The 24,781-nt window shown below is 35.6% G+C and carries 24 protein-coding genes; 16 read left to right on the plus strand and 8 right to left on the minus strand.

Going from position 1 to position 24,781, the window contains the following annotated elements; genetic code table 11:
• Positions 1-181 precede the first annotated feature (181 nt).
• A complete protein-coding gene (locus IEX65_RS07250; protein WP_188765355.1) occupies positions 182-568 on the plus strand; it encodes a hypothetical protein in 387 nt (128 codons plus the stop codon).
• A gap of 73 nt (positions 569-641) precedes the next feature.
• On the opposite strand, the gene IEX65_RS07255 is transcribed toward IEX65_RS07250, so the two are convergent.
• Positions 642-965 (minus strand): tetratricopeptide repeat protein, encoded by a 324-nt coding sequence (locus tag IEX65_RS07255; RefSeq protein WP_188765356.1) that lies wholly within the window; start codon positions 963-965, stop codon positions 642-644.
• 188 nt (positions 966-1,153) lie between these two features.
• On the opposite strand from IEX65_RS07255, the gene IEX65_RS07260 reads away from it, so the two are divergent.
• The 10 genes from IEX65_RS07260 to IEX65_RS07305 all read left to right on the plus strand — a co-directional run bounded on the left by IEX65_RS07260 (position 1,154) and on the right by IEX65_RS07305 (position 8,908).
• The gene (locus tag IEX65_RS07260; protein WP_188765357.1) at positions 1,154-1,888 is read left to right on the plus strand and encodes an electron transfer flavoprotein subunit beta/FixA family protein; all 735 of its coding nucleotides are present in this window, start codon (positions 1,154-1,156) and stop codon (positions 1,886-1,888) included.
• A 109-nt stretch (positions 1,889-1,997) separates the two neighbouring features.
• Positions 1,998-2,960: an electron transfer flavoprotein subunit alpha/FixB family protein gene (locus IEX65_RS07265; protein WP_188765358.1), complete on the plus strand. Its 963-nt coding sequence runs from the start codon at positions 1,998-2,000 to the stop codon at positions 2,958-2,960.
• Between the two features lie 144 nt (positions 2,961-3,104).
• Positions 3,105-3,701, plus strand: coding sequence for a bifunctional nuclease family protein (locus tag IEX65_RS07270; RefSeq protein WP_188765359.1), 597 nt, complete (start codon positions 3,105-3,107; stop codon positions 3,699-3,701).
• A 180-nt stretch (positions 3,702-3,881) separates the two neighbouring features.
• Positions 3,882-4,724, plus strand: a complete 843-nt coding sequence (locus tag IEX65_RS07275; RefSeq protein WP_188765360.1) for a lysophospholipid acyltransferase family protein — start codon at positions 3,882-3,884, stop codon at positions 4,722-4,724.
• Between the two features lie 93 nt (positions 4,725-4,817).
• Positions 4,818-5,699: a cell division protein FtsX gene (locus IEX65_RS07280; protein ID WP_188765361.1), complete on the plus strand. Its 882-nt coding sequence runs from the start codon at positions 4,818-4,820 to the stop codon at positions 5,697-5,699.
• 81 nt (positions 5,700-5,780) lie between these two features.
• On the plus strand, positions 5,781-6,020 hold the full coding sequence (locus tag IEX65_RS07285) for a DUF3098 domain-containing protein (RefSeq protein ID WP_188765362.1): 240 nt from the start codon (positions 5,781-5,783) through the stop codon (positions 6,018-6,020).
• Positions 6,021-6,154: 134 nt separating this feature from the next.
• Positions 6,155-6,946, plus strand: coding sequence for an undecaprenyl-diphosphate phosphatase (locus IEX65_RS07290; protein WP_188765363.1), 792 nt, complete (start codon positions 6,155-6,157; stop codon positions 6,944-6,946).
• Between the two features lie 65 nt (positions 6,947-7,011).
• Positions 7,012-7,707, plus strand: a complete 696-nt coding sequence (gene truB, locus IEX65_RS07295; RefSeq protein WP_188765364.1) for a tRNA pseudouridine(55) synthase TruB — start codon at positions 7,012-7,014, stop codon at positions 7,705-7,707.
• Positions 7,704-8,639 carry a bifunctional riboflavin kinase/FAD synthetase gene (locus IEX65_RS07300; protein ID WP_188765365.1) on the plus strand — a complete coding sequence of 312 codons (936 nt, stop codon included), beginning with the start codon at positions 7,704-7,706 and terminating at the stop codon, positions 8,637-8,639. Before truB ends, IEX65_RS07300 begins: the two co-directional genes overlap by 4 nt.
• A gap of 35 nt (positions 8,640-8,674) precedes the next feature.
• Positions 8,675-8,908, plus strand: coding sequence for a CBU_0592 family membrane protein (locus IEX65_RS07305; protein ID WP_188765366.1), 234 nt, complete (start codon positions 8,675-8,677; stop codon positions 8,906-8,908).
• A gap of 381 nt (positions 8,909-9,289) precedes the next feature.
• Here the strand turns inward: IEX65_RS07305 and pheA are convergent, their stop codons facing one another.
• Complete coding sequence (pheA, locus tag IEX65_RS07310) at positions 9,290-10,363, minus strand: prephenate dehydratase (protein WP_188765367.1); 1,074 nt, start codon at positions 10,361-10,363, stop codon at positions 9,290-9,292.
• Positions 10,364-10,536: 173 nt separating this feature from the next.
• Between pheA and IEX65_RS07315 the strand changes: the two genes are divergently transcribed.
• Together IEX65_RS07315 and IEX65_RS07320 are read left to right on the plus strand one after the other, a co-directional pair.
• Positions 10,537-11,727 (plus strand): AAA family ATPase, encoded by a 1,191-nt coding sequence (locus tag IEX65_RS07315; protein ID WP_188765368.1) that lies wholly within the window; start codon positions 10,537-10,539, stop codon positions 11,725-11,727.
• Position 11,728: 1 nt separating this feature from the next.
• On the plus strand, positions 11,729-12,673 hold the full coding sequence (locus tag IEX65_RS07320) for an HNH endonuclease family protein (protein ID WP_188765369.1): 945 nt from the start codon (positions 11,729-11,731) through the stop codon (positions 12,671-12,673).
• Positions 12,674-12,768: 95 nt separating this feature from the next.
• Here the strand turns inward: IEX65_RS07320 and IEX65_RS07325 are convergent, their stop codons facing one another.
• From IEX65_RS07325 to IEX65_RS07345, 5 genes are read right to left on the minus strand one after another with little or no spacing between them, the layout of a single operon-like run.
• Entirely contained in the window at positions 12,769-13,227 is a 459-nt protein-coding gene (locus IEX65_RS07325) for a DUF3592 domain-containing protein (RefSeq protein WP_188765370.1), read from the minus strand.
• Positions 13,228-13,230: 3 nt separating this feature from the next.
• On the minus strand, positions 13,231-14,517 hold the full coding sequence (locus IEX65_RS07330; protein WP_188765371.1) for a hypothetical protein: 1,287 nt from the start codon (positions 14,515-14,517) through the stop codon (positions 13,231-13,233).
• On the minus strand, positions 14,514-14,849 hold the full coding sequence (locus tag IEX65_RS07335) for a LytTR family DNA-binding domain-containing protein (protein WP_188765372.1): 336 nt from the start codon (positions 14,847-14,849) through the stop codon (positions 14,514-14,516). The genes IEX65_RS07330 and IEX65_RS07335 overlap by 4 nt, the downstream gene beginning before the upstream one ends.
• Before the next feature lie 26 nt (positions 14,850-14,875).
• Positions 14,876-15,325 (minus strand): DUF6252 domain-containing protein, encoded by a 450-nt coding sequence (locus IEX65_RS07340; RefSeq protein ID WP_188765373.1) that lies wholly within the window; start codon positions 15,323-15,325, stop codon positions 14,876-14,878.
• Between the two features lie 15 nt (positions 15,326-15,340).
• Positions 15,341-16,627: an autotransporter outer membrane beta-barrel domain-containing protein gene (locus IEX65_RS07345; RefSeq protein WP_188765374.1), complete on the minus strand. Its 1,287-nt coding sequence runs from the start codon at positions 16,625-16,627 to the stop codon at positions 15,341-15,343.
• A 327-nt stretch (positions 16,628-16,954) separates the two neighbouring features.
• Between IEX65_RS07345 and IEX65_RS07350 the strand changes: the two genes are divergently transcribed.
• Genes IEX65_RS07350 through IEX65_RS07360 form a run of 3 tightly spaced genes read left to right on the plus strand, consistent with a single transcriptional unit; the run spans position 16,955 to position 23,045 of the window.
• The gene (locus IEX65_RS07350) at positions 16,955-18,946 is read left to right on the plus strand and encodes a sensor histidine kinase (protein WP_188765375.1); all 1,992 of its coding nucleotides are present in this window, start codon (positions 16,955-16,957) and stop codon (positions 18,944-18,946) included.
• The gene (locus IEX65_RS07355) at positions 18,947-19,693 is read left to right on the plus strand and encodes a LytR/AlgR family response regulator transcription factor (protein WP_188765376.1); all 747 of its coding nucleotides are present in this window, start codon (positions 18,947-18,949) and stop codon (positions 19,691-19,693) included. It begins immediately after the preceding gene.
• 52 nt (positions 19,694-19,745) lie between these two features.
• A complete protein-coding gene (locus tag IEX65_RS07360) occupies positions 19,746-23,045 on the plus strand; it encodes a VCBS repeat-containing protein (RefSeq protein WP_188765377.1) in 3,300 nt (1,099 codons plus the stop codon).
• Between the two features lie 29 nt (positions 23,046-23,074).
• Here IEX65_RS07360 and IEX65_RS07365 read toward each other — a convergent pair.
• Positions 23,075-24,781, minus strand: a 1,707-nt coding sequence (locus IEX65_RS07365; RefSeq protein WP_188765378.1) for a 3-coathanger stack domain-containing protein, incomplete at its 5' end; no start/stop codon positions are given.

A 24,781-nucleotide genomic window follows, 5' to 3' on the forward strand; every position in this document is an offset into this window, starting at 1 on the left:
ATAATTAAGTACTTTTTAAGTATAAATACTCAAAAATAAAACCAAATTTTCTATTTTCTAAATTTTCATAATTATACTATTCCAAGAAATTATTACATTTTATTGAACATTTTTAAGATTTTTTCGTTATGTTTGATACAAGAACAAAATATTATTCGGAAAAATTAAAAATATAAGAGTTATGAATATCCAGCCAACCTTACGTATAGTTAGTGATGATGTAGCAATAATTGACTGCTTAGTTGACCACGGTGAAATGTTTAAATCATTTGATACCAACAAAACTACAACTTTCTTAGTAGATGAAGACCTACACATTGTATTTTACTTTGCAGAATCTGAAGTGGAAAACAAATTCATGATGTATATAGTCGATAACTTCACCGAAAATCAAGATTGTATGGCTTTGGTTTTGAATCATTTGGAAGAACAAATCAAAAACAATAACTATACATATATCATGAAGCAAGCCAAGAGCAAAGTTTTGGATATGCTTCACATGACAAACACTTTCAGAGCATTATTTGGTAAAAACAAAACCGAAGAAGCCAACGAGTTGTATTACTAAGTAGCCGATGGACATAGACGATAGTCAATAAAACTTTTTACTATCGACTGTGGACAGTGAACCATCGACTCATTTATTCCATTTCATCAAGAAACATTCGGTAAGCCCGTTTAAGCTCATCATAAGCTTTCATTGATTGCTGTTGATGAGCTTTTTCTATACCAACTTGGTAAGTTTGCTCAGCTTTTGTATAATCTTCCAACTCAACATAGACGGCCGCCGCATGATAATAGGTTGGCACATAGTCAGGGTGTTCGTTCAATAATCTTTCGAGATAATACTTTGCCTTCTGAATGTCCTTATTCATATACTCCATCGCAATGGCGTAAATATTAAAAGGTTCATTTGGTTCTTCTTCTAAATACTGAAATAAAATTTTTAAGCGTTCTTCTTGCATTGAATATATCTTTAATTTAGATTTGCATAATGTTATGCACGCATACTATTATTTACTTATTTCAATAAATAATACTATCTTTCTAAGTGCATTGATTATCAGACAATTTCTTAAAATATGCTTTTGAGCTAACCCCTAAAAGCATACAATAAATAAAATCTCCCTTTAGGGGTTGGGAGCCTAAAATTATGAAAATATTAGTTTGTATTTCGAGTGTACCCGATACAACTTCAAAAATCTCCTTCACCGACGGAGATACAAAACTAAACAAAGCTGGCGTAACTTACATCATCGGCCCTTATGATGATTACGCCCTGGCTCGTGCAGTAGAATTAAAAGAGCAATCGGGAGCCACAATTACTGTATTGAATGTAGGCGGTGCTGATGCCGAACCACAAATCAGAAAGGCATTGGCTATCGGTGCAGATGATGCCATCAGAGTTGATGTAGAACCAACAGATTCATTCTTTGTTGCTGAGCAAATTGCAGCGGTTGCTAAAGAAGGAAATTATGACTTGATTTTGATGGGTCGTGAAACAAGTGATTATAATTCAGGTGTTGTTCACGGAATTGTTGGTGAAATGCTCGGAATTCCGTCATTCTCGCCAGTAATGCAACTCGATGTAAACGGAAATGAAGCAAGCATGACTCGTGAAATTGAAGGTGGAAAAGAAAAACTAACAGCTTCTCTCCCACTTGTTTTGGGTTGTCAAGAGCCAATTGCCGAATGGAAAATTCCAAATATGCGTGGAATCATGACGGCTCGTACGAAACCATTGAAGGTTATTCCAGCGGCTGGTGCGGCACTTACAAGCACCGAAAAATACAGCTTACCAGCTCCAAAAGGTGCCTGCAAGATGATTCCTGCCGAAGAAGCCGAAAAACTAATTGAATTATTAAAAACAGAAGCGAAAGTGCTATGAGTTCTGAATTCTGAGTGCTGAGTTATGAGTTGCTAATTAATTTTAAACTCATAGCCAAACACTCTTAAATCCAAACTCAGAACTCTCAATTCAAAACTCAGAACTCAAAATGATACTCATATTCACAGAGATTGCCGATGGTGCAATCAAAAAATCATCACTTGAAGCCATTTACTATGGCTCAAAAGTAGCCGAAATGATGGGCACAACTGCAACAGCACTCGCAATTGGTAGTGCAGATGCAGCAGAATTAGCAAAAGCAGGAAACTATGGAGCTACCAAAGTTTTACATGCAGCTGATGCAAAATTAGCTAATCCAAATAGCATGGCCTATGCAAGTGTATTGGCTGAAACTGTAAAGAATACAGGTGCAAAAGTTGTGGTTGCAGCAAAATCTTCGTTTGCAGATGCCGTAACAGCTCGTGCGGCTGGTGCATTAAAAGCAGCTGTTGTTGGTAATGTGACTGAATTACCAAATCTTAGCAATGGATTCCAAGTAAAAGTAAGTATTTTCACTGGAAAAGCTTTTGCTGATGTAAATGTAAATGGAGACGTAAAAATCTTGGCAATCAAGAAAAACGTAGTTGCTCCAGTTGAGAGCAGCGATAGTGCATCGGTAGAAAGTATTTCACCTATATTAGCCGATAATCTTTTTGCAGCAAAAGTAACCGAAACTATCAAAGCAACTGGTACTATTTCATTACCAGAAGCAGACTTAGTTGTTTCGGGTGGTCGTGGAATGAAAGGACCAGAACATTGGCAGCCATTACTCGACTTGGCTGACGCCTTGGGTGCGGCAACTGCTTGCTCGAAGCCAGTTTCTGATTTAGATTGGAGACCTCACCACGAACACGTTGGACAAACTGGTGTAAAAGTTTCTCCAAATCTTTACATTGCTTGCGGAATCTCAGGTGCAATTCAGCACCTGGCGGGTGTAAACTCTTCAAAAGTACTGGTTGTGATTAACAAAGACCCAGAAGCACCATTCTTCAAAGCTGCCGACTACGGTATCGTTGGCGATGTGTTTGAGGTTTTACCAAAATTAACAAAAGCGGTTTTGGCAAGTAAATAATCTCTAAGAAAATATTTTCTTGAAACTAATTAGCCCAGATTTGGTTTATTAAACTAAGTCTGGGCTAATTGTTTTACAAGACATAAAACGAAAAACACAAATTTTTAGAAGGAATAAAACCCAAGTTTTATTTATATTTGCACCGTGGAAAAAATAAAACTCGAAATATTAGGACTATCGCCAAGTCAATCTCAGACTGGCTCATTTGCATTGGTTTTATCGGAAGAAGGTGGAAGCCGTCGTTTGCCGATTATTATTGGTATGTTTGAAGCTCAAGCAATTGCGATTGAGATGGAACACATTACACCAAATCGACCAATGACACACGATTTATTCAAATCTTTTGCTCGTGCATTCGATTTTACGGTTGAAGAAATTATTATCTCTGACCTCAGAGAAGGTATTTTCTTTGCAAAAATTGTTTGTACTGATGGCATACGTCAGAAAACGGTTGACGCTCGTCCATCGGATGCAATTGCGATTGGATTGCGTTTTCAGGTGCCGATTTATACCACTGAGCAAATTCTAAGCGATGCGGGTATCACAACTCACGAAGCAGAACAAGCCGACGAAACCGAAGAATTGGTTGAGCCAGCAACTACTCGTCCGCAAAAATCGCAAAAAGATGCCTTGAAAGACCTAAGTTTGGAAGAACTTAACAAAATGCTTTCGCAGGCATTAGCAGAAGAAGAATACGAAAAAGCAGCAAAAATACGTGACGAAATTAGTAAGCGTAACTAATCATTCTGTATCTAAAAATATTAAAAGCGTTGGTTTTTGTTTAGAAAACCAACGCTTTTCTTTTTAAAATGAGCCATTCCTAAATCTTTTTCGTTGATGATTTTTGAATAATGCCATATATTTATTATCTTTCAATTATAAAACACCTAAACCTTATAAAAATAGTAATTAGTTTTGAGAATGATTAAAATTATTAAAAATTTTCTCCCTATTCCCAACAATGACCCAAATCCTTTTTTTAGATATGTGTCATACATAGATTTATTTGGCATTTTTGAACGTGACCCCTTTGGTAATTGGCTGATACTCAAACGAATAATTATTTTAATTGCGGGTATTCCAACTTATTGGCGTTTGGCAGTTGCGAACCAACTAAAGGTTGAAGGGGCTGAATATTTAGAAAAACTACCTAATCATAACGTCTATTTTATTTCAAACCATCAAACTTATTTTGCCGACGTAATATCATTTTACCATATATTTTGCTCTGTCAAATGGGGTTTTCGTAATCAAGTTTTGCCGATAGCTCTATTTGCTCCTCGTGCAAGAACTTTCTATGTTGCAGCCAGCGAAACCATGAAAGAAGGGTTAATTCCGAAGATTTTTAGTTTGGCGGGTGCTATCTTGGTCGAACGCTCATGGAGAGCCAAAGGCGAAAATGTAAAACGAACGCTTGATACTTCAGCAGGTGATAATGTGGCAAAAGGCTTAAAATTCGGTTGGGTTGTAAGTTTTCCGCAAGGAACAACCAGTCCTTACGCTCCCATTCGCAAAGGAACCGCCCACATCATTAAAGATAATAATCCGATTGTGGTACCAGTTGTAATTGACGGTTTCCGTCGAGCCTTCAATAAGTCGGGGCTTAGCTACAAAAAACGTAATACCGAATTAAAGGTTAAATTTAAAGAGCCTATATATTTTTCGCCCGATGCTACGGTTGAGGAAATAACTGATGTTGTCAAAAATATCATAGAGCAAAATATGCCCGAAAGAATTGCTCGTTGGAAAAGCGAAGCAGTCTAAATTTGCTATTCTTCTGTTAAAAATCATTAAATTCTGCGTATTTTATACAACATCCTTTATCTTTGCAGAGGATTTATCATTGAGTCAATAAATATGCAGAAAAAAAACAGAAAATTAGGTAGTTATCCGAGTATGCTCATAATTCTAAGCCTCACAGCGGCATTATTTTTGGTAGCATTTAGTGGATGGATAGCCCTAACTTCCAAGCAATTGGTGTTGTACATCAAGCAAAATATTGAAGTTCAGGTATATTTAGATAAATCGCTTACACAAATTCAAAAAGACTCAGTTAGAAATCTGATTGCACAGAAAAATTATGTTGCTTATTCAGATAATGTTCCTCAAATAAAATTTATCTCTAAAGAAAGCACTGCCGAGAAGGTTTTGAAAGAAACAAACGAAGACTTTCGTTCGATTTTGGGCGAAAATCCTTATCGAGATGCCTTCAGCTTAAAATTAAAAGAAGAATACTTTAAGGAAGAGGAGCTGGCAAAAATTAAAGCTGATTTAGAGAGTGTTCCAGGCATTTTTGAAGCCGATTATGCCAAAGACTTTGTTGATAGTATTAACAAAAATGCCAATAAAGCCTATTTAATCATTGCTTCAATTGTAGTTTTATTGTTGATAGCCATTGTTTTACTCATCAATAACACCATCAGACTGGCACTATATTCGCAACGATTCATTATCAGAAGTATGCAATTGGTTGGTGCAACTGACTGGTTTATTCAAAAACCATTCATCAGCAGAGGAATTTTGCAAGGTTTTATTTCGGGTGTTATGGCATCTGCATTGTTGATAATAGTTGAACAAATTGCGATTCGTGAAATTGAAAACTTAGGTATTCTACAAAACTTCACCAAACTCTCAATTCTCTGCGGTTTTGTAATTCTATTAGGCATTTTAATTGGAGTTTTGAGTACATTTCAATCTATGTATCGCTATTTGCGAACTGATTTAGAGGATTTATATTGATTAGTCAACAGTCGATAGTAATTAAAATATTTACAATTTTTATCAATCACTTGAAAAGATTAACACAGACAAATTTATACAATGAAAAATACAACAAACAACACCCCAACCGAACAAACAGGAAATCAAGAAGCTCTTCCGTTTGGCAAAAGTAATTATACCTTGATGATTGTGGGTATCGTACTTATTTTTGCAGGTTTCTTTATCATGACTCTCGACAAAGAAGAGTTCGGTTTCGGATTTTTAGGAATAACCCTCGGGCCAGCTATCGCCTTTATTGGTTTTATTTTTCAGTTTTATACTATCTTCAAGAAAAAGTAAAATCTCATTGAAAATACATTTCATAAAAAACTGATAGTCAAAAAGTTACATTGCTATGGTCTATCGACTAACAACAATGGACTATTTACTATCAGTTTTCGTATTTATTTACCCTCTTTAATTTTTAATCATCCATGAATTTTATTGAAGCAATTATCCTTGCTATCATCGAAGGCATCACCGAATATTTGCCAATCAGCTCAACAGGTCACATGATTATTGGCTCATCATTGATGGGTATAAGCGAACTTGATTTTACGAAAGTTTTTGAAGTAAACATTCAATTCGGTGCGATTCTCTCGGTTGTGGTTTTATATTGGAAACGTTTCTTTCAATCTTTTGAATTTTACAAAAAACTATTGGCAGCTTTTATTCCAGCAGCCGTAATCGGTTTTGTACTGAACGATTTGATTGACCAATTACTCGAAAGCGTAGCCGTTGTAGCAATTATGTTGGTTCTGGGAGGAATTATCTTGGTTTTTATTGACAAATATTTTGAAAAGAAAGCAACCAAAGAAGATATTACTTATGTTGATGCAGTAAAAATTGGTCTTTTTCAGTGTATTGCCATGATTCCAGGGGTTTCTCGTTCGGCGGCAACCATTATCGGAGGTATGTTTCAAGGACTTTCACGCAAAGAGTCGGCAGAATTTTCATTTTTCTTGGCAGTTCCAACGATGTTTGCAGCTTCGGGTTATAAACTTTTGAAAGCATTTAAAGCAGGTACGCTAACGTTTTCGACCAACGAATTACAATTATTGGCCATCGGAAATATCGTGGCTTTCATTATAGCGATGGCCGCTATCAAGTTTTTTATTAGTTATCTACAAAAATATGGTTTTAAAGTTTTTGGCTATTACCGAATTGTAGTCGGTTTAATAATTTTAGGACTTTTAGCCGCTGGCTATGATTTGAGAGTTATTTAGTCCACCGTCGAAAGACAACTGACGACAATAATTTCTCGCAATTCTATATTTAATTTTAGTTTTCGATGGATGAAAGAAATGAAGTAATTCTGATTGACAAACCTTTGAAATGGACATCGTTTGATGTTGTGAATAAGGTTCGCTGGGCAGGAAAATATAAAAAAGTAGGTCATGCTGGTACGCTTGACCCACTGGCGACTGGTTTGTTGATTCTTTGTACTGGAAAAATGACCAAACAAATTGATACTTTTCAGGCACAAGAAAAAGAATATACAGGTACTTTAGAACTGGGGAAAACAACTCCTTCGGTCGATTTAGAAACCGAATTTGATGCTGAATATCCCACCAATCATATTACGCAAGAAGCTATTAGCCAAGTGGTTAGTCAACTTTCTGGTGTGATAGAACAAATACCTCCTGCACATTCTGCGATAAAAATCAATGGAAAAAGAGCCTACGAATCAGCTCGAAAAGGTGAGGAAGTTGTCATAAAATCTCGACAAGTTGAAATAAAAGAATTTGAGGTTGATACGACTAATTTTCCCGAAATTTCGTTCAGAATTGTTTGCTCGAAAGGAACATACATCAGAAGTTTAGTAAGAGATTTTGGTAAATTACTTGATTCGGGTGCATATATGAGTTCGTTGCGTAGAACACGTATCGGAGAATTTAAGATTGAAAACTCACTCACGATTGAGCAGTTTTTGGAAAGTGTACCCGAAAGACTTAGTAAACTTGAAAATTTGAATAATCAGCAGTGAAAGTATATTATAATTTAGCGGACTTTGAGGCTCTTAAAAATGCCGTGGTTACGAGCGGTACTTTTGATGGCGTGCATTTGGGGCATCAGAAAATTCTTCAAATTTTAAGAGAAACTGCTCAAAAAACGGGCGGTGAATCGGTTGTGCTTACTTTTTGGCCACATCCGAGAGTTGTGGTTTCAAAAGATAGTCAGGATTTAAAACTCCTTTCTACAATTGATGAAAAAATAGAACTACTTGAAAGCCAAGGAGTTGACCATCTTTTGGTGATTCCGTTTACTCGTGAATTTTCAGAATTAAGTTCAGAAGAATATGTAAAAGATATTCTTCTCAAACAAATCGGAACAAAGAAATTGGTAATTGGCTACGACCACCGATTTGGACGAAACCGTGAAGGTGGCTTTGATTACTTAAAGACAAACTCTGAGTTATTTGGTATTGAAATTGAAGAAATTCCTCGTCAAGAAATTGAAAATCTGACAATTAGTTCAACCAAAATTCGTCAGTCGCTAATGATTGGTGAAGTTAGTTCTGCTAATGAATTGTTGGGTAGAAAATACAGTTTTACAGGAATTGTAGTAAAAGGACGCCAACTTGGGAGAACGATTGGCTTTCCAACGGCTAATGTACAGGTATCTCAGTTTTATAAATTGATTCCTGCCAATGGTGTTTATGCGGTCAGAACTTTCTTCCGCAACCAATGGCACGGTGGCATGATGAATATCGGCACTCGCCCCACCGTTGATGGTGTTGGACGCACCCAAGAAGTAAATATTTTTGATTTTGATGATGATATTTACGGAGAAACGGTTACTGTCGAAATCGTTGACTACATCAGGCCTGAGCAGAAATTTAACGGTTTAGATGAATTAAAGGCACAAATATTGACCGATAAAACAAAATCGAAGGAAATTTTAAATATTCTTAAATGAACGTCCAGATTGGATGTTCCTACGAGTAAAAATCAATGACATTATTTATAGAAATCGTCGGCTGGATTGGTTCGGTGCTAATTGTGGGTTCATATTTTTTGAATATCCAAGGCAAACTCGACTCCAAAGATAGCAAATATATTTGGGCAAATTTATTAGGCGGAATCTGCTTTATTATTAATACTTACGCCCACCATGCCTACCCTTCCGTTGCGGTCAATATCGTTTGGGTAATTATTGCTCTATTCGCTATTTTCAGAAAGAAATAAAACAAAAAAGCCACCCAAAAGGTGGTTTTTTGTCAAACTGCTTTGTACTTATTTTCCATGAAATAATCTTAAAAATATTTTCAAAGTCAATATTAGCTTTCGATTAAATCTTGGAAAGTATTGTGCAATGACTGTACCAGCAGCAGACAAAAATTATTTGGAGGTAACAAAGTGAAAATCTTTTTTTGAAATTGTATTAAAACAAGAAAGATGAGCGTTTGCCCATCTTTCCACAATAATTGTACCAGTTAAAAGTTCTGAGTTTAGAATTCTGAGTTCTGAGTTTTTTTTACTCATAGAAGTCAATAAAATTCAAACCGTTGAAAAAGGTAATTCTTAACTCAGAATTCAAAACCGCACGGGCGGCCCCGTCAGAACTCTCTAAGCGTTTCTTACATAACTTCCCAACCACTTAATTGAGTTTTTGTATTTCTTGAAAACCTTCTCGACGTTATCATCTTGAAAGAATCCTTCTAATTCGATAAAAAACCAAAAGTTAAAATCTTCATCGCCTTTGTATGGTCGGCTTTCAATTTTGGTTAAGTTGATACCTGCTTTCTTGAAATCTTGTAAGAAAGCCGCCAAAATCCCTGGTTTATCGGTATCTGGAAGGCGAGCTATGATGGTTGTTTTGTCGTTTTCGCTTTTGGCGTTTACAAAGTTTTTGGCCAAAATATAAAAACGAGTGCGATTTTGGCTGTTATCTTCGATATTATTGAACAAAATCGGTAAACTAAATAGCTTCGCAGCAATTTCTGAACAAATAGCTGCACTTTCTGGGTCTTCAGCTGCCAATTTTGCCGCTTTTGAAGTTGACTCTACCTGAATTTCTTCGGGGTGCGTTTGTTCAAAATATTTATTCAAAAATCCTCTACACTGACGAAAAGCAATATCTTTTGAATAAATACGCTTTATTTTTGAAGGATTTTCGGCTTCTGTTGCCAATGCAAAATGCACAGGAATTTTCAATTCAGCAGCAACGTTTACATTCATTTCATTCAATAAATCAACAGTTTCGTAAACGATACCTTCTTGGTTATTTTCGATTGGAATTACACCAAATTTAGCTCTACCAGTATCAACTGCCTCAAAAACCGATTTGATGGTTGGCAAAGTCATGTACTCGCTCATAGCACCGAAACGGCTCTCGGCAGCTTGGTGCGTGAAACTTCCTTCTGGACCAAGATAAGCAACTCTTTCGGGCAATTCGATATTACGAGCAGCCGCAAAAATCTCCAAATAAATAGCTTCGATGGCTTCTTTATTGAGCGGGCCATCGTTTTGAGCATTCATGCGGTCGAGGATTTGCTTTTCACGCTCTGGTCGGTAGATAATGGCCTTTGTCGAACGCTTGATTTCTCCTACTTTATGTACGAGTTTCATTCGTTGATTGAGCAGTACGAGCAATTGGTCGTCAATTTTATCAATATCTTTTCTAACTTCGTCGAGAGTCACTTTAATAAGAGGTTGGTTTTACAAAATTTTCATTGGGTTGCAATTTAGTTAAAAACGATTAATTTTAGCTCATTGGTTATAAGCATTTCTTATACTTTACAAAAATTAGAACTAATTTACAGTTTTTCTTCGTATTTTAGTTTTACATTTGAAAAGCAAAATGAATGTGATTTATGCAAGAAGTAGAAAAACTGTATTTTTTTGATACGAAGAAGAAAAAAGTAATGCCATACACTCTTTTGAGTTTGGAGGTGGAGAATTTTAGGGGTATTAAGCATTTGAAAATTGACGGAATTCCTGCCGATACCAAATGGATTTTCTTGACTGGTGAAAATGGATTTGGAAAAACTTCTATTTTGCAAAGTATTGGTTCATCATTAATACGAAACTATGATGATAAGGAAGAAAAAAGTATAAATACACTTTTAAGCATTGAAGGCTTTCTACTCAAAATTTCTACCAATTCAAATGTCTATAATTTTGCTACTTCTGAAAATTTTCCCAAAGAAAAATTAAATGAATATCAAAATAACTCCTTATTTGTCACCCTATACGGCTCTTCTCGTCTTGACATTACTGCTGCCTCAAATGAGGAGGCTATCAGACAGCAAAATTCGTTAGATAATTTATTTGGTAAACCTAATAGCTATCTTCTAAATATCAATCACACTCTTAAAGAGGCTTATGCATATAATAGAGATAGGTTTGAGCAGATTTTAGAGTTTTTCAAGGCAATTTTACCAAATCTTGCTGATATAAAGATTGAAGTGAATAACGGAGAACCCGAAGTTGTCTATTTTGAGAAAGACGAAACTGGGCATGGATATAACCCAATAAGTTTCAGCCAACTGGCGGCAGGATATAGAAATATCTTGGCAATGTTTGGCGATATGATTATTCGTTTACAAAAATTACAACCCGAAGTTAAATCTATCAGCGATTTAAAAGGGATTGTGATTATTGATGAAATTGAACTTCATTTACACCCAAAATATCAAAAATGGCTTCCGAGTAAACTCTCAGAATTATTCCCAAATATTCAATTTATTGTTTCAACACATAGTCCAATTCCGCTCTTGGGTGCTCCGAGAGAATCGGTTTTTCTGAAAGTTAATCGTAACGAAGAACAAGGTATAACAGTGGAACGAATAGATATTGATATAGCAGGTTTGAACCCAAATCTAATCCTGACCTCACCCGTTTTTGGTTTTAATGATATATTCTCAAATAATCAAGATAAAAAAACAGTAATAAGAAAAGAAGATGTTTATAATGATGTACTTTTTTACAAAAAGTTGGATGAACGTTTGAATGAACAAATAGGCAGCGACCGAGAACAAGAACTATTGAAATTAATGAAGTAACATGCGGAAAGTAAGTAAACCTTTAGACTCAAAACCTGATATTTTAGACTTTTCCAAGACTCCGAGTACATTGGAGGTTTTGAAACAAATAATTTCTAATCAACGGGTCGAAGAAAAACATGGTGAAATTTATCGAGGAACTTACAAAGACGAACAAGGAGTTACTAAATCAAAAGTACGTGATGAATTAAATAAATTTTACTTCAAAAAATGTGCATACTGTGAAAGTTTTGAAAGTTCTGCTCAAATAGAACATTATCGACCAAAAAATAAAGTAATCGGAATTGGCAAAAATAATGGATACTATTGGCTCTGCTTCGAGTGGACAAACCTTGTTCCAGCGTGTTTTGATTGTAATAAGGTCGGTACTGGAAAAGGCAACAAGTTTCCAATAATTAGTTCAGCAAGCCAACGACAATTTTCGGTTCCCATCAATGATGATTCATCGCTTCGATTAGGAGATTTTATTTATAATTCTGGCTATTTATCAACTGAGAAGCCTTTTTTACTTCACCCAGAATATGACGAGCCAAAGCTTTTTTTCAAATTTGAATGGAAGCAAAATCAATCATATTTAAATTTAATTGGAATAGATAAAGAAAATAGAGGACAAAAGACTATTAAAATCTGTGATTTAAATCGAGAAAACTTAGGAAATAATCGAGGGCAAAGATTATATGATGTAATCATTACACCGATATTAGCCAACTTAGGATTATTTTTAAACTTGCAAAAAACGCTTACAGAATTTGAGAGAGATTTATTTGAAATCTTCAAAATACTTAGTAAAAGAGCTGAAAACAAACAAATAGAATTTTCTCTTATGTGGTGGTTTGTATTTGAGAATGTAGAAAATTTTGAAAAAATCATTGGAGCAACCCTACCAGAAGGAACTCAACGAAATGTAGTAATAAATTTGTTTAAGCAATTCAGAAATAGCCAATAAATAAAAATAAGACCCAGAAGGTCTTATTTTATACGATTAATCTTGCATTTGAAACTTTACTTATCGTAAACCCCATTACAAAAACTGCTATACAATCATTGAAGTTCTTCTAAAAGTTTGGCTTCGGTTGGTTCTTCTTTCATATAAACCACCGTAACTTTATCACCTTTTTTATGTCTTTGATAACTTACCTGACTGATACTCAGTCGCATTGATTGATAATCGCCCAATTTGGCATTGGCAACAGCTTCTTCTGAAATAGCGGCAATTTTATCAACGATATTATCAGATTTTGGCAAAACTTTCACTTTCTCGGCGTCTGTAAAAAAAGCTACGTCCATATAATACCGATACGTTTTACTTTTTCTCGTTCCTGTTACTTGTTCGTATAGTTCAACTACACTGGCGTCAGCTCGTTCGCCTTTTTCGAGCAATTCTTTATCGTTGTCTTTTTGTATATAAAAACCAATAACAAAGACCCCAATCATTAAAGCCAAAAGTGAATAAACTATGATAGTAAGTTTGGTCTTTTTGCTTAGTTCTGAGTATTTCATGGCCTACATTTTCTTGATATAATAAAATTCTTTTCCTTGTTCGAGCACCGTTAGAGGGTCTTTGTTTTGGTTTCTGTCAGCTTTGGGATGTGGCTGAATTACTCCACCTTTTACCATAAAACCATATTTTGCGATAGTCGATTTGCCAGTTTTTGGATTTTTGACATTGATTTCCATGATATAATTCCCGTCTTTTAAATCAGCTCTGGTAAACATCTCTTTGTCATTACTCCCAGCCTTGAAAGTCAAAAACTGGCAACGTGTCCATTTTCCATTAGAGGGTGTAAAATCACCCGAATTAATAGTTTGACCGTATGTTGCTACCAATGAGCCGTTACGAGTAATTTTGACAAGTCCTTTCATCGGAACTGTGTCATCCCAATTGCTTGCACTTTTAATATCAAGATTCCGTTCGGTCAAATAAACACTTGGTAGCACTTCTCCACTACGCTCATCAAATTGGATTCTTGCCCAGTCTTCCCAGGGACCCTTCAAAAAATATAAATCTTTTACGGGTGCATAAGAATCGGGATTTGTCTTTTTTTCAACTTGAAAAGGAAATGTATAAAAATGTGATTTCCCGACAAAAAAGCGAATCTCGTAGCTTCCTTCTTTCACATTTGAATAAAAAGGGAAGAAATCGCCACCGTATTCTTCAACCAAAATCAACTTTTTAAATGGCGGAATATAATCTTCGGCTTTAAAAAACTGCTGTCCTTTTAATTCGCCAGTGGCTGCATCAACAATATCGGCTCTGATGGGCGGTTTCATGTTTTCATATCCTTTGCTCGTAGAAAGCGACGGACGATAATTTATATCTTTACCATCTTTGGTTTTAGATGGTAGAAACGATACATGAAGTGACATTAGTCGAATCTCGCCTTTTGTGATGTCGAATCTAAAACGTTCATTATCCAGTAAATCAAACCAAGCAATAGCAGGTGGAAAATTTGCTGTCGAAAAGTCAGGCTCAAAATTGGCATAAATACGTTCTTCGTAAGCTTTTCGTTCAAATTCTGGACTTGTCAACTTGGTTTTTCGGTCAAGTTCTCCAGATTTTGCTTTGGCATCATCTTTCTGTTTATAATGTGCATCAAAACTCTCATTGCGTTTCTGGTCTTTTTCGGTTGCGTTGGGTGCACCACCACGAGCATTTGTTTCTCTTGTGGGAGTAGCTCTTTCGCTGGAGGGTAGCTCTTTTTTTACTTTTTCTTTCAGTTTATCGAACTGAGCGAAAGCTGGTGAAACGACCCAAAAACAAAGCATTATACTTAGATTTCTTATATTCATGATAATATTTTCGATTTTGTATTTGAAAAAATAAAATCCTTTAAATCAAGCCTTCGTCGGCGAGAAACGTGTAATTCCAAATCATTCTTCATTTTTACAATTGCGTAGTTTTCGTTGGTTTTAGCTATGAATTTGAGATTAACCATGTTGGTTTTGCTAATTCTGAAAAAGCCATGTTCTGAAAACGACTCATGCAAGCGTTTGAGCGTTTTAGCTAAAATGATTTTGTTTCCATTCTCAAAATGTAGTTCGGTATAATTGGCTTCTGCCTTCAACAAAACTACCTCGTTGGCAACAATGTATTTTTTATGGTAAATCTTGACGGTATTCATAAAAAATTCGGTTTGTGTGATAGATTTTATCTAAACTTGACAGAAAACTCGCCTTCAGTCAGTGTATAAACTTTGGTAGAATTATTAGCTTGTTTCACAGTACACTTAAAAGTGCCTTTGACAACTTCGGCAGTTTTTTCGGTGATAGTAACTTCACCAGTCGCTCCTGTTCGGTCAGAGCGATGCCCAGTTTCTGTTTCATCGGCATACAATGCAAAGTTGGGATTTTCAGTAATTTGGTGCGTTCCAACTCCCTTATTTTTAGCCAACTGAATATACATTGAGCTTTTGCTTGAAAAGACTCCGTATATGTTGTATTCGTCATCGTCTTGTACTGCGTAGGCATTGATTCCAGTCGCTTCTACGAGTTTTCCATCAACTTTTACTCTGAAAAATAGAGCCTCGGCATCGTCTTTTTTTGTACACGAATTAAGTAAAAAGAATAAACTTAGGATAGATAATAGTTTGATTTTCATGGTTTTATGTATTTTTTAGTTATTTAAAGTGTATGAATAACGTATTGCAGCTCCTACCAAAGTTAAATTTGTTGATGCTGGCATTGTTACGACAAGTCTGTAAAAAAAGGTGTTATTATCAATAATTTCACTTAGCGGAGAAGTCGTAAAAAATCCCATATTGGGACTTGCAGGCGTGTTTATAAAATTTCCGCTTCCAGCAAAAACATTGGTGTATGAGCCACCATTACCTGTATGATTCAATTTTTGAAGTGCAAATGATGTCAACCCTAAACCTGTTGCTGGTGCTACCCCATCGTTATCAATATAATAAATTGTAAAATCGGTAAGTGCAGCACCATTAGGCAACGCTACATTCGCATGAAACGAACCGGCAGCAGTAGTCATCGAAATACCTTGCCCACCCATAGTAGATTCGTTTGTAGAAATATGAGATTGAAAAGCAGCAGCTCCTAATTTTAATACATCTGTGCGTATTAAGCTCTCCCAAACTGCAGTACCATTTGCATCAGTACTAACTAATACTTTATCAATTCCTGCTCCATTGCCTTGAAAACGAATTTTTCCAAGCGTTTGAAGTCCAAGTCCGGAAGCATTTGTATTTTCAAATGAACCTGCTATTGAGTTTGTTCCATTAGCAAATCCTTTAACAGCAGTGCCAAGGTTTCCACTTATGCTACCAGCAACACCAATGGCATTGGCATTACCAGTAGAAATTCCAAGCACCCCCTGACCTCCATTTGTCGATGTGCCTTCTACTCCCGAACCAGTAGTAGTAACACCTTCAACTCCATTACCAGAAACCGATTGACCAAAAACACCAACTCCCGACCCATTGTGTCGGCCATGCACTCCAAATCCATTTCCATTTGTTGCCTGATTTAAGCCATATACTCCATAATTATGGCCAGTAGGAGTTGTACTTACTGTATATCCCCATACCCCCGAAGCTCCTGCCAAAGCAGAACCAGTAATTCCATTGATACCTGCTGAATTTGCTCCACCTCCCGAATTTGTTATAGTAAATGGTGATGTAGATGATGATATGCTTCCAGAAAAAGGTAGTGTCAAAGAGCCACCACCTCCTCCTCCTGCCGATACTTCAATCCAACCAGTTCCACTACAAACGTTGGCACGGTTGGTGGTTGTCAAGAATACAATTTTACCGTAATCAGCGGCAGCACAAGCGGGTAAGGCAGAAACACTCGGAATCTGTAAGTTATTAGGATTTATGCTCACCGATTGAGCAATAAGTGAAAAAGTTGCGAGTGTAAAAACACTCATCAAAATACATTTTTTCATGGTTTTAAGACTTTTTTGTTTGAAATAGGATGACTCAACTGAATTTCAACACCAAAATCGGTGCATGCACAAACACAAAGGACAAGAATAAATAAATAGGCTAATTTTCGCTTCATTGGGTATCTGTTTGATGAAGCAAAGTTGAAGTGAAAAAAAAATAAAAAAATTTTACACTTATCAAATGGTAGAGTCTGGCAGTTGGAATGTAGTAATTATTTATCCGTTGGTTTTGCTATATATAATGATATTTTAAAGCCCAAAATTGAGATTTGGAAATATCAAAAAAAGGTTTCTACTTTCGGAAAAAAGCAGCAATTCAGACCTCAAATGAGCAGATTTTTACTATTTATTTTATTGACAATAAGCAGTTTGGCCAAAGCCCAGCAACTCGAAAGCTTGATTGAAAAATGTGAAGATTTTCATTTGTCAGGGCAAGCCGATTCTTTGAAGAAATACTCAAAGATTGCAATAGAAATTGCTAATAAAAACAACGATGCCCAATCAAAAACTCGGTTACACTATTTTGGTGCTACTGCTTTACTCCGCACACAGCCTGATAGTGCAATCAAACTACTGACTAATCTCAACAAAGAATTTATCAACCGAAACGACACAAAGTTTTTGCCCTATATCAATGCCAGTTTTGGTGCGTATAATCGAAAAATGGGAGATTTTAAGGAGGCTTTAAAGTATCATAATCGAGCCATTGAATATACCAAACAGCATTATTTGAATACCGACAATAAAAAATTAAATAAAATTGTTGCATTACAGCATAACAGTATCGCTGTAATAAATTTTGAGATGTCAGACTATGAACTTTCTAACCAAAATGCTTTGTATGCTTCCAAACTGGCAAATCAATATAATTTTCCTCAAATAGAATTGGCCTCAACAATTATCTTGGCCAATATTCAGATGCACTTCAAGCAGTTAGATTTGGCCGAAAAAAGTTTTCTTGAAGCAAAAAATCTATCTATCCGACTCAACGATAAATACCGTTTGGGGGTTGCTTTGGCCAATTTAGGAATTATTAATTTGCTGCGAGTTGAGGCATCACAAACTAACTCAAAAGCATACGTAGCTTCAAAAAAGTATTTCTTCGAGGCACTCGAAATGGCAAAAGAACAAAATGATTTTACGGCGATTTCAGCTCGGTATTCAAATTTAGCGAATGTCGAAAACGTGGTAAAAAATTATCAAAGTGCCAATAATTTCCTGAAGGAAGCACTAAAATATGCCGATTTGTCAAAATCAAAGTTGCTCACTATGCAGGTAACCACCTCTTTAGCACGCAATTATTTGGCATTGAACGATACAAAAATGGCCATAGAATTGGCCAATAAAGGTTTGAAGATGTCGCAGGAAATGAGCAATGAAAAAGAATTGCCAAACCTTTACGGGATTTTACAAGAAGCCTATACCAAAGAAAAAGATTTTGTAAAAGCTCTTGAATTTCAGAAAGCACAAATGAGTGCAAAAGATAGCTTGTACATCACTTCAACATCTTCCAAAATCACCGAGCTCCAAACTAAGTACGAAACTGAAAAAAAGCAAAAAGAAATTGAAGTTTTGACACTCCAAAACCAAGCAAAAGAAGCCGAAATCAAACAAAAAAATTATTTAATTTTGGCCATTACACTCGGAATTTTGATGCTTTTGGGTAGTTTTTTCTTTTGGAACCGTCAGCGAAATCTCAAAGAAAAACAACAAGCTGCCGAAATGAAACAAAGGCTTCTGAGAGCTCAACTCAATCCACATTTTTTGTTTAATTGCCTCAACTCAATACAAAGACTTTATATAGATGGAAAAACTTCACAAGCCAATGATTTTATTGCTGATTTTGCCCAATTAATGCGAGATATTCTCGAAAAAACCAGTCGTACGACCATTCCACTCTACGAAGAAATGGATTTTATCGAAGCCTATCTTTCGCTCGAAAAAAGGCGTTTGGGCGATAAATTCGATTATGAAATTATCATGACCGATGAAATAAGAAATGGAGATTTTGAAGTGCCTGCATTTATAGTTCAGCCTCTGGCCGAAAATGCACTTTTACATGGCATTTTACCCAAAAATCATAAAGGTAAAATTGAAATTTCGGTGAGCCAATTAGCCGACGAAAGCCTTTCGATTTCAGTAAAAGACGATGGCGTAGGGTTTTATCAATCAATGAAAAAAGCAGGAAAACATACCTCAAAAGGTATGGAATTGATAAAAACACGGCTCGGAAAACGTGGCAAAATGCTGATAAAAGAAATAAAAAATTTGAATCAAGAAATATTAGGGTCAGAAGTTGAAATTGTTTTAAATACGTAAATGCTAAAGGTAATCATCATAGACGACGAAGAAGATGCAAGGTATCTGCTTCGTAAGGCATTGGAAGAAAATTTTAAAGAAACCATCCAAATCGTTGGCGAAACTGATGGTTATAAAAAAGGTGTGGCTTTACTCGAAAGTGTTCCTTGTGATGTTGCTTTTCTTGATATAAAAATGCCCGATGGAACTGGTTTTGATATTCTAACTGCCATCGAAAACAAAAACTTTTCGGTAGTTTTTATTACTGCTTTTGATAGATTTGCCATTAAAGCCTTTGAGTTTTCGGCAGTTGGATACTTGGTTAAACCCTTCAAAATCAGCGACTTAACAAAAACTATCGACCGAATTTTAGAACAGCGTGAAAAGACTGTAAAAGATTCATCGACAACATTTAAGATTCTACTCGAAAGTTACTCCGAACAAAAAATTCGTAAAATTGTAGTGCCTAATACGGATGGATTTACGGTGGTGATGTTAGAAGAAATATTATATATCAACTCAGTCAGAAACTACTCAGAATTCCATTTGGTCAATAATACAAGAGTGCTTACAAGCAAACCATTAATCAATTACGACACACTTCTATCCGAACAAGGATTTTTCAGAATTCACCACTCATATCTCATTAATTTGAGCCATTTAAAAGCTTTCGTTCGCTCTGAAGGTGGGGCTGTAAAGATGATTAATGGAGATTTATTACCTGTTTCACGCCAGAAAAAAAGCGAGTTGATGGATAAGTTTTTATAAGACTTCCTTTCGCTAAAAAAATATCATATAACATATCGAAAACCATTAGATTATGCGTAAGTTTCATCTACTTTCGATTAGCATTTTATTGCTTATAATTTCATGTAAAAAAACAATTTCGGGCGAAAAACCGATGTTTGAACTTGTTTCAAGTCAAGAGTCGGGGCTTTATTTCGTTAATGAACTCAACGAAAATGAGCAACTAAATATTCTTACTTACGAATACCTCTATAATGGTTCTGGTGTAGCAATTGGCGACATCAATAATGATGGGCTTCCTGATGTTTTTATGGGAGGAAATCTTTTTGGAGGCAGACTTTATCTCAACAAAGGCAATCTTAAATTTGAACAAATTTCAGAAAAAGCCAATGTTTTTTATCGTGGATTTTCGACTGGTGTAAGCATGGTCGATATCAATGAAGACGGCTGGCTGGATATTTATATTTGTCGCTCTCTTGATAACAATATTGAGAATCGTGCAAACCTGCTGTTAATCAATAATCATGACAATACATTTACTGACCAAGCCGGTAAATTCGGTTTAGCAGATACTGGGTACTCAACGCAATCGAACTTTTTTGACTATGATAATGACGGTGACCTTGATATGTTTTTGGTTAATAATCGTACTGATTTTAAAAATGCACTCACGCTTAATACTTTTGGTGTGAATGGTTCTAAGCAACTAAGACCCAACACATATTCGGCCGAAAATGCTTGTAAACTATACCGAAATAATGGAAATCAAACTTTTACAGATGTTTCAAAATCAGCTGGAATTATGAACACAACCTTTGGTTTGAGTGCATCTGTGGCCGATTTGAATAATGATGGTTGGCTGGATATTTTTGTTGCCAACGACTACGCAGATAAGGATTTGCTCTATATAAACAATCAAAATGGCACTTTTACAGATAAAATTGACAGCTTTTTTGAGCATATTTCAAAAAATTCAATGGGGTCTGATTTTGCAGATTTTAATAATGATGGTCTAATTGATTTGATGAGTTTAGATATGGTTGCCGAAGATAATTATCGACAAAAACAACTCAAAGGCAATAGTCCTTACGATAAATATATGCTTGCAGCATCGGTTGGTTTGCATCATCAAGTGGTCAGAAATACCCTCCAACTTAATAATGGAGACAGCAGCTTTAGCGAAATTGCTCAATTGGCTGGTGTCTCACACACTGATTGGAGCTGGTCTCCCCTCTTTGCAGATTTTGACAACGACGGTTGGAAAGACCTCTACATTACGAATGGTTATGCTCGTGATGTTTCAGATTTTGACTTCACAAAATATGATTCTGACGAAGCTGTTCGCAAAGCGAATGGAAAACCCAAATTCATGGATTTATTGAATTTGATGCAAAAAACGCCTATTTCAAATTATATCTTCAGAAACAATCAAGATTTAACTTTTAGTAACGAAACTCAAAATTGGGGTATCAATCTGCCTTCATTTTCTAATGGAGCGGCTTATGCCGATTTAGACCTTGACGGTGATTTAGATTTAGTTGTCAATAATTTTAATTCTGTTTCTTTTTTGCTCAAAAACAACAGTCGTGAACTTAGCAAAAATAATTTCCTGACGATTGAATTAGTTGGTCAGAAAGGGAATCCAAATGGTTTTGGAACAAAAGTTTGGATAAAAACCGATGACACTGAGCAGTTTTTTGAGCAAACTACTTTTCGGGGTTTTATGTCATCGAGTGAAAATAAAATCCATGTTGGTTTAGGTAAAAATGATAATATTAAAGAATCAAAAATAGAATGGCCTAATGGTAAAATACAAATCTTGAAGAATATTAAAGCAAATCAAACCCTAAAAATCAACATTCAAGACGCTCTTGAAAATAAAAAATTGCCATCAGATACTAAAGAAAAACTTTTTACACCATCTGATTTTGATTTTACCTATCAAGAAAACGACTTTGTGGATTTCAAAAGAGAACCACTTCTTGAGCATCGTTTTTCAAATAAAGGTCCTTATGTTTCCGAAGGTGATTTGAATAATGATGGTTTGATTGACTATTTCGTTGGTGGTGCATCAGGGCAACCAGCCAATATTTTTATACAAAATTCAGATAATTCATACAGTAAAAGAATCCAACCTTGCTTCGTTGAAGATAAACTTTATGAAGATGCTGGTTCAGCATTACTTGATATTGACAATGATAAAGATTTAGATATTTTAGTGTCAAGTGGAGGATACGAATTTGAAGAAAATTCAGATTTTTACTCGCTTCGTTTATATAAGAATGATGGAAAAGGTAATTTTATTAAATCACCAAATTTTTCAACTATCAAAACTAATGCAAGCATTTTGAAAACAGTTGATATTGATAACGATAGAGATTTAGACATTTTTGTGGGAGGAAATACATTTCCCAATAAGTACCCTTACTCGTCAAACTCTTATTTATTAATCAATGAAAAAGGAATTTTCAGAAACGCTTCAAATCTGCTTCCTAACAATGGTAATTTAGGAATTATCAATGATGCTGAATGGATTGATATTGACAAAGATAAAATTCATGAATTGGTCTTAGTCGGTGAATGGATGCCCATAACAATTCTAAAGCAAAAAGCAGGGAAATATATGATTGATGAAAACTTGAATCGTTCGCTAAAAAATACCAGTGGATGGTGGAATTGCATTGAGTTTTCGGACATCGACCAAGACGGTGACCTTGATTTTGTGGCAGGAAACCGAGGAGAAAATTCGTTTTTCGAGGCCCAAGAAGACCAAAAAGCCGTAGTTTACGCTGCTGATTTTGATACAAATGGCTCGATAGATGCCATACCTTGCTACTTTTATCCTGATGGCAAAACTTATCCAAAACATATTTTAGATGAATTAACAAACCAAATTCCTTCTATAAAAAGAACAATTAAACGCTATCATGACTATTCAAATGCTACAATAAATGACATTTTTGATATAAATTTATTGGAAAAATCCTTAAAAAAAGAAGTTCTAACATTTAAAACTTCACTTTTTTTGAATAATGGCAATGGAGAATTTATGAGCGTTAAAATACCGATACAAGCACAATTTTCGAGTGTAAAGGATATACTTTTACAAGACTTAGATGGCGACAAACTGACAGATATTCTTTTGGTTGGAAATGAATACGGCTCAGATGTTGACTCTGGTCGCCAAGATGCTTCTTTTGGGTGCTTTTTAAAAGGTAATGGAAAAGGGCAATTTACTTCATTATCAAACCTTAAAACTGGTATAAAATTAAAAGGAGATGCGAGAAAAATATCTCATTCAAAAGCTAACAATCAACTAATTATTTGGATGAATGAAGGTCGTTCACAGACTATAAAATTACATAGTCGTTAGCCTTCCACTAACGACTATGTAATTGCTGATTAGTTTTTGAGTAATTGAGTAAAACAAGGATTCTGAATTTTAGCAGTGAAAACAGCCCCAGCGGAGATTTCAAAACCTGAATTCAAAATTATAGCACCTCCCGATTGATAATTTACGTTTGATGTGTTTCCTAATTTATTTTTTGCATCAATCAAATACACGGCTTTTTGAGTTTTAGATACAGCTTGATAATTATCAGTCGGACTTTCAAGACTGGCAATGTGTGGATGAATAACAATCGGCGTAGGGTTCATATTTGAATAAACTGCATTTGAACTCACCACTCTAATTCTGTATTGCTCTCCCCTTTCGAGACTTAGTGGTAATTGACAATTCACTGTTCCAGCATTTGGAGCACCTCCAATTATTCGTGATTGATTGAAATCACCATTTTTATCAGAAATCTGAATTTCAAATTGATTTCCAGATTGGAATGCCCCAGAAGTTGTGAATGTAACAGCTAAACTACTTCCTGCACAAAATTCGTTACCACTGAATGTAGGAGATGAAACCGAAGAAGAATTTCCAACAATAGTAAAAGTTGTAATTATAGGGCCATAAGTTTTTGTTCCACCCTTATTATCAGCACTATAGCCTGTAACTGTAATGGTGTAAATTCCAGGCTCAAGTGTCCTTCCAAAAACATTTTGACCTAAATTATCAAATAAAGCAAAAGGCTCAACATTTTGAATAATATTCCAGTTAGTGTTCGGGCCTTGTAAGTTCATTTCTACACTCTCAATAATTACTGCATTACAAATGGGACGAACTAAAATCGAAGTTGGTGAAGTTTCTTGAGGGATATTCATTCCATTATTCAAAGTAAACATTGGTTGATATGGTAAACCCGACTTAACGTAAGAGTATTCCATTAATTGTGTACATGGGTCTATTCCCGAAACTATCACATTGGTTGTAGCTGTTGCAGTACAAAGCCCATCTGATACCAGAACAGTGTAAACTCCAGCAACCAAAAGATTTGCATTCGGAATATTTGCAATAGCGTTGTTTGATGAAAAACTATTCGGGCCACTCCAAGAATATGCACTTCCGCCAGAAGCAATAAGAGTAATTGTTTGGCCAAATGTATAAGCCCCTGTATTACTTGCGAACGCATTTATTATCTTAACAGTCACACTCGTTGTAGCACTCGCACTGCATCCATTGGTCGTTACGACTAAACTGTAAGTACCTGTATTTGAAGCACTTGCGTTCGTAATGATTGGATTCTGCAAACTTGAACTAAAATTATTTGGGCCACTCCACAAATAACTATTTCCAGCTGATGAAGTTAAATTAATGGCATTGCCTGCACAAACTGTCAAAGGTTGGTTGATGCTTATATTTGGTAAAAGTGTCACCGTAACACTCGTTGTAGCACTTGCACTACATCCATTGGTCGTTACCACTAAACTGTAAGTACCTGTATTTGAAGCACTTGCGTTAGTAATGATTGGATTCTGAAAACTTGAACTAAAACTATTTGGCCCACTCCATAAATAACTATCACCAACTGATGATGTTAAATTAATGGTATTTCCTGCACATACTGTCAAAGATTGGTTGATGCTTACATTTGGTAATGGGGTTACCGTCACACTCGTTGTAGCACTTGCACTGCATCCATTGGTCGTTAGCACTAAACTGTAAGTACCTGTATTTGAAGCACTTGCGTTCGTAATGATTGGATTCTGCAAACTTGAACT

It is taken from the genome of Emticicia aquatilis (genome assembly GCF_014644295.1).
GTDB lineage: Bacteria > Bacteroidota > Bacteroidia > Cytophagales > Spirosomataceae > Emticicia > Emticicia aquatilis.

Bases quoted from the DNA above. Each gene is read 5' to 3' on its own strand.
- truB (WP_188765364.1), top strand. From the start codon at position 7,012: ATGGATGAAAGAAATGAAGTAATTCTGATTGACAAACCTTTGAAATGG.
- IEX65_RS07340 (WP_188765373.1), bottom strand. From the start codon at position 15,325: ATGAAAATCAAACTATTATCTATCCTAAGTTTATTCTTTTTACTTAAT.
- IEX65_RS07255 (WP_188765356.1), bottom strand. From the start codon at position 965: ATGCAAGAAGAACGCTTAAAAATTTTATTTCAGTATTTAGAAGAAGAA.
- IEX65_RS07350 (WP_188765375.1), top strand. From the start codon at position 16,955: ATGAGCAGATTTTTACTATTTATTTTATTGACAATAAGCAGTTTGGCC.
- IEX65_RS07320 (WP_188765369.1), top strand. From the start codon at position 11,729: ATGCGGAAAGTAAGTAAACCTTTAGACTCAAAACCTGATATTTTAGAC.
- IEX65_RS07285 (WP_188765362.1), top strand. From the start codon at position 5,781: ATGAAAAATACAACAAACAACACCCCAACCGAACAAACAGGAAATCAA.
- IEX65_RS07280 (WP_188765361.1), top strand. From the start codon at position 4,818: ATGCAGAAAAAAAACAGAAAATTAGGTAGTTATCCGAGTATGCTCATA.
- IEX65_RS07290 (WP_188765363.1), top strand. From the start codon at position 6,155: ATGAATTTTATTGAAGCAATTATCCTTGCTATCATCGAAGGCATCACC.
- IEX65_RS07275 (WP_188765360.1), top strand. From the start codon at position 3,882: ATGATTAAAATTATTAAAAATTTTCTCCCTATTCCCAACAATGACCCA.
- IEX65_RS07315 (WP_188765368.1), top strand. From the start codon at position 10,537: ATGCAAGAAGTAGAAAAACTGTATTTTTTTGATACGAAGAAGAAAAAA.
- IEX65_RS07325 (WP_188765370.1), bottom strand. From the start codon at position 13,227: ATGAAATACTCAGAACTAAGCAAAAAGACCAAACTTACTATCATAGTT.
- IEX65_RS07355 (WP_188765376.1), top strand. From the start codon at position 18,947: ATGCTAAAGGTAATCATCATAGACGACGAAGAAGATGCAAGGTATCTG.
- IEX65_RS07260 (WP_188765357.1), top strand. From the start codon at position 1,154: ATGAAAATATTAGTTTGTATTTCGAGTGTACCCGATACAACTTCAAAA.
- IEX65_RS07265 (WP_188765358.1), top strand. From the start codon at position 1,998: ATGATACTCATATTCACAGAGATTGCCGATGGTGCAATCAAAAAATCA.
- IEX65_RS07360 (WP_188765377.1), top strand. From the start codon at position 19,746: ATGCGTAAGTTTCATCTACTTTCGATTAGCATTTTATTGCTTATAATT.
- IEX65_RS07305 (WP_188765366.1), top strand. From the start codon at position 8,675: ATGACATTATTTATAGAAATCGTCGGCTGGATTGGTTCGGTGCTAATT.
- IEX65_RS07335 (WP_188765372.1), bottom strand. From the start codon at position 14,849: ATGAATACCGTCAAGATTTACCATAAAAAATACATTGTTGCCAACGAG.
- IEX65_RS07250 (WP_188765355.1), top strand. From the start codon at position 182: ATGAATATCCAGCCAACCTTACGTATAGTTAGTGATGATGTAGCAATA.
- IEX65_RS07345 (WP_188765374.1), bottom strand. From the start codon at position 16,627: ATGAAAAAATGTATTTTGATGAGTGTTTTTACACTCGCAACTTTTTCA.
- IEX65_RS07330 (WP_188765371.1), bottom strand. From the start codon at position 14,517: ATGAATATAAGAAATCTAAGTATAATGCTTTGTTTTTGGGTCGTTTCA.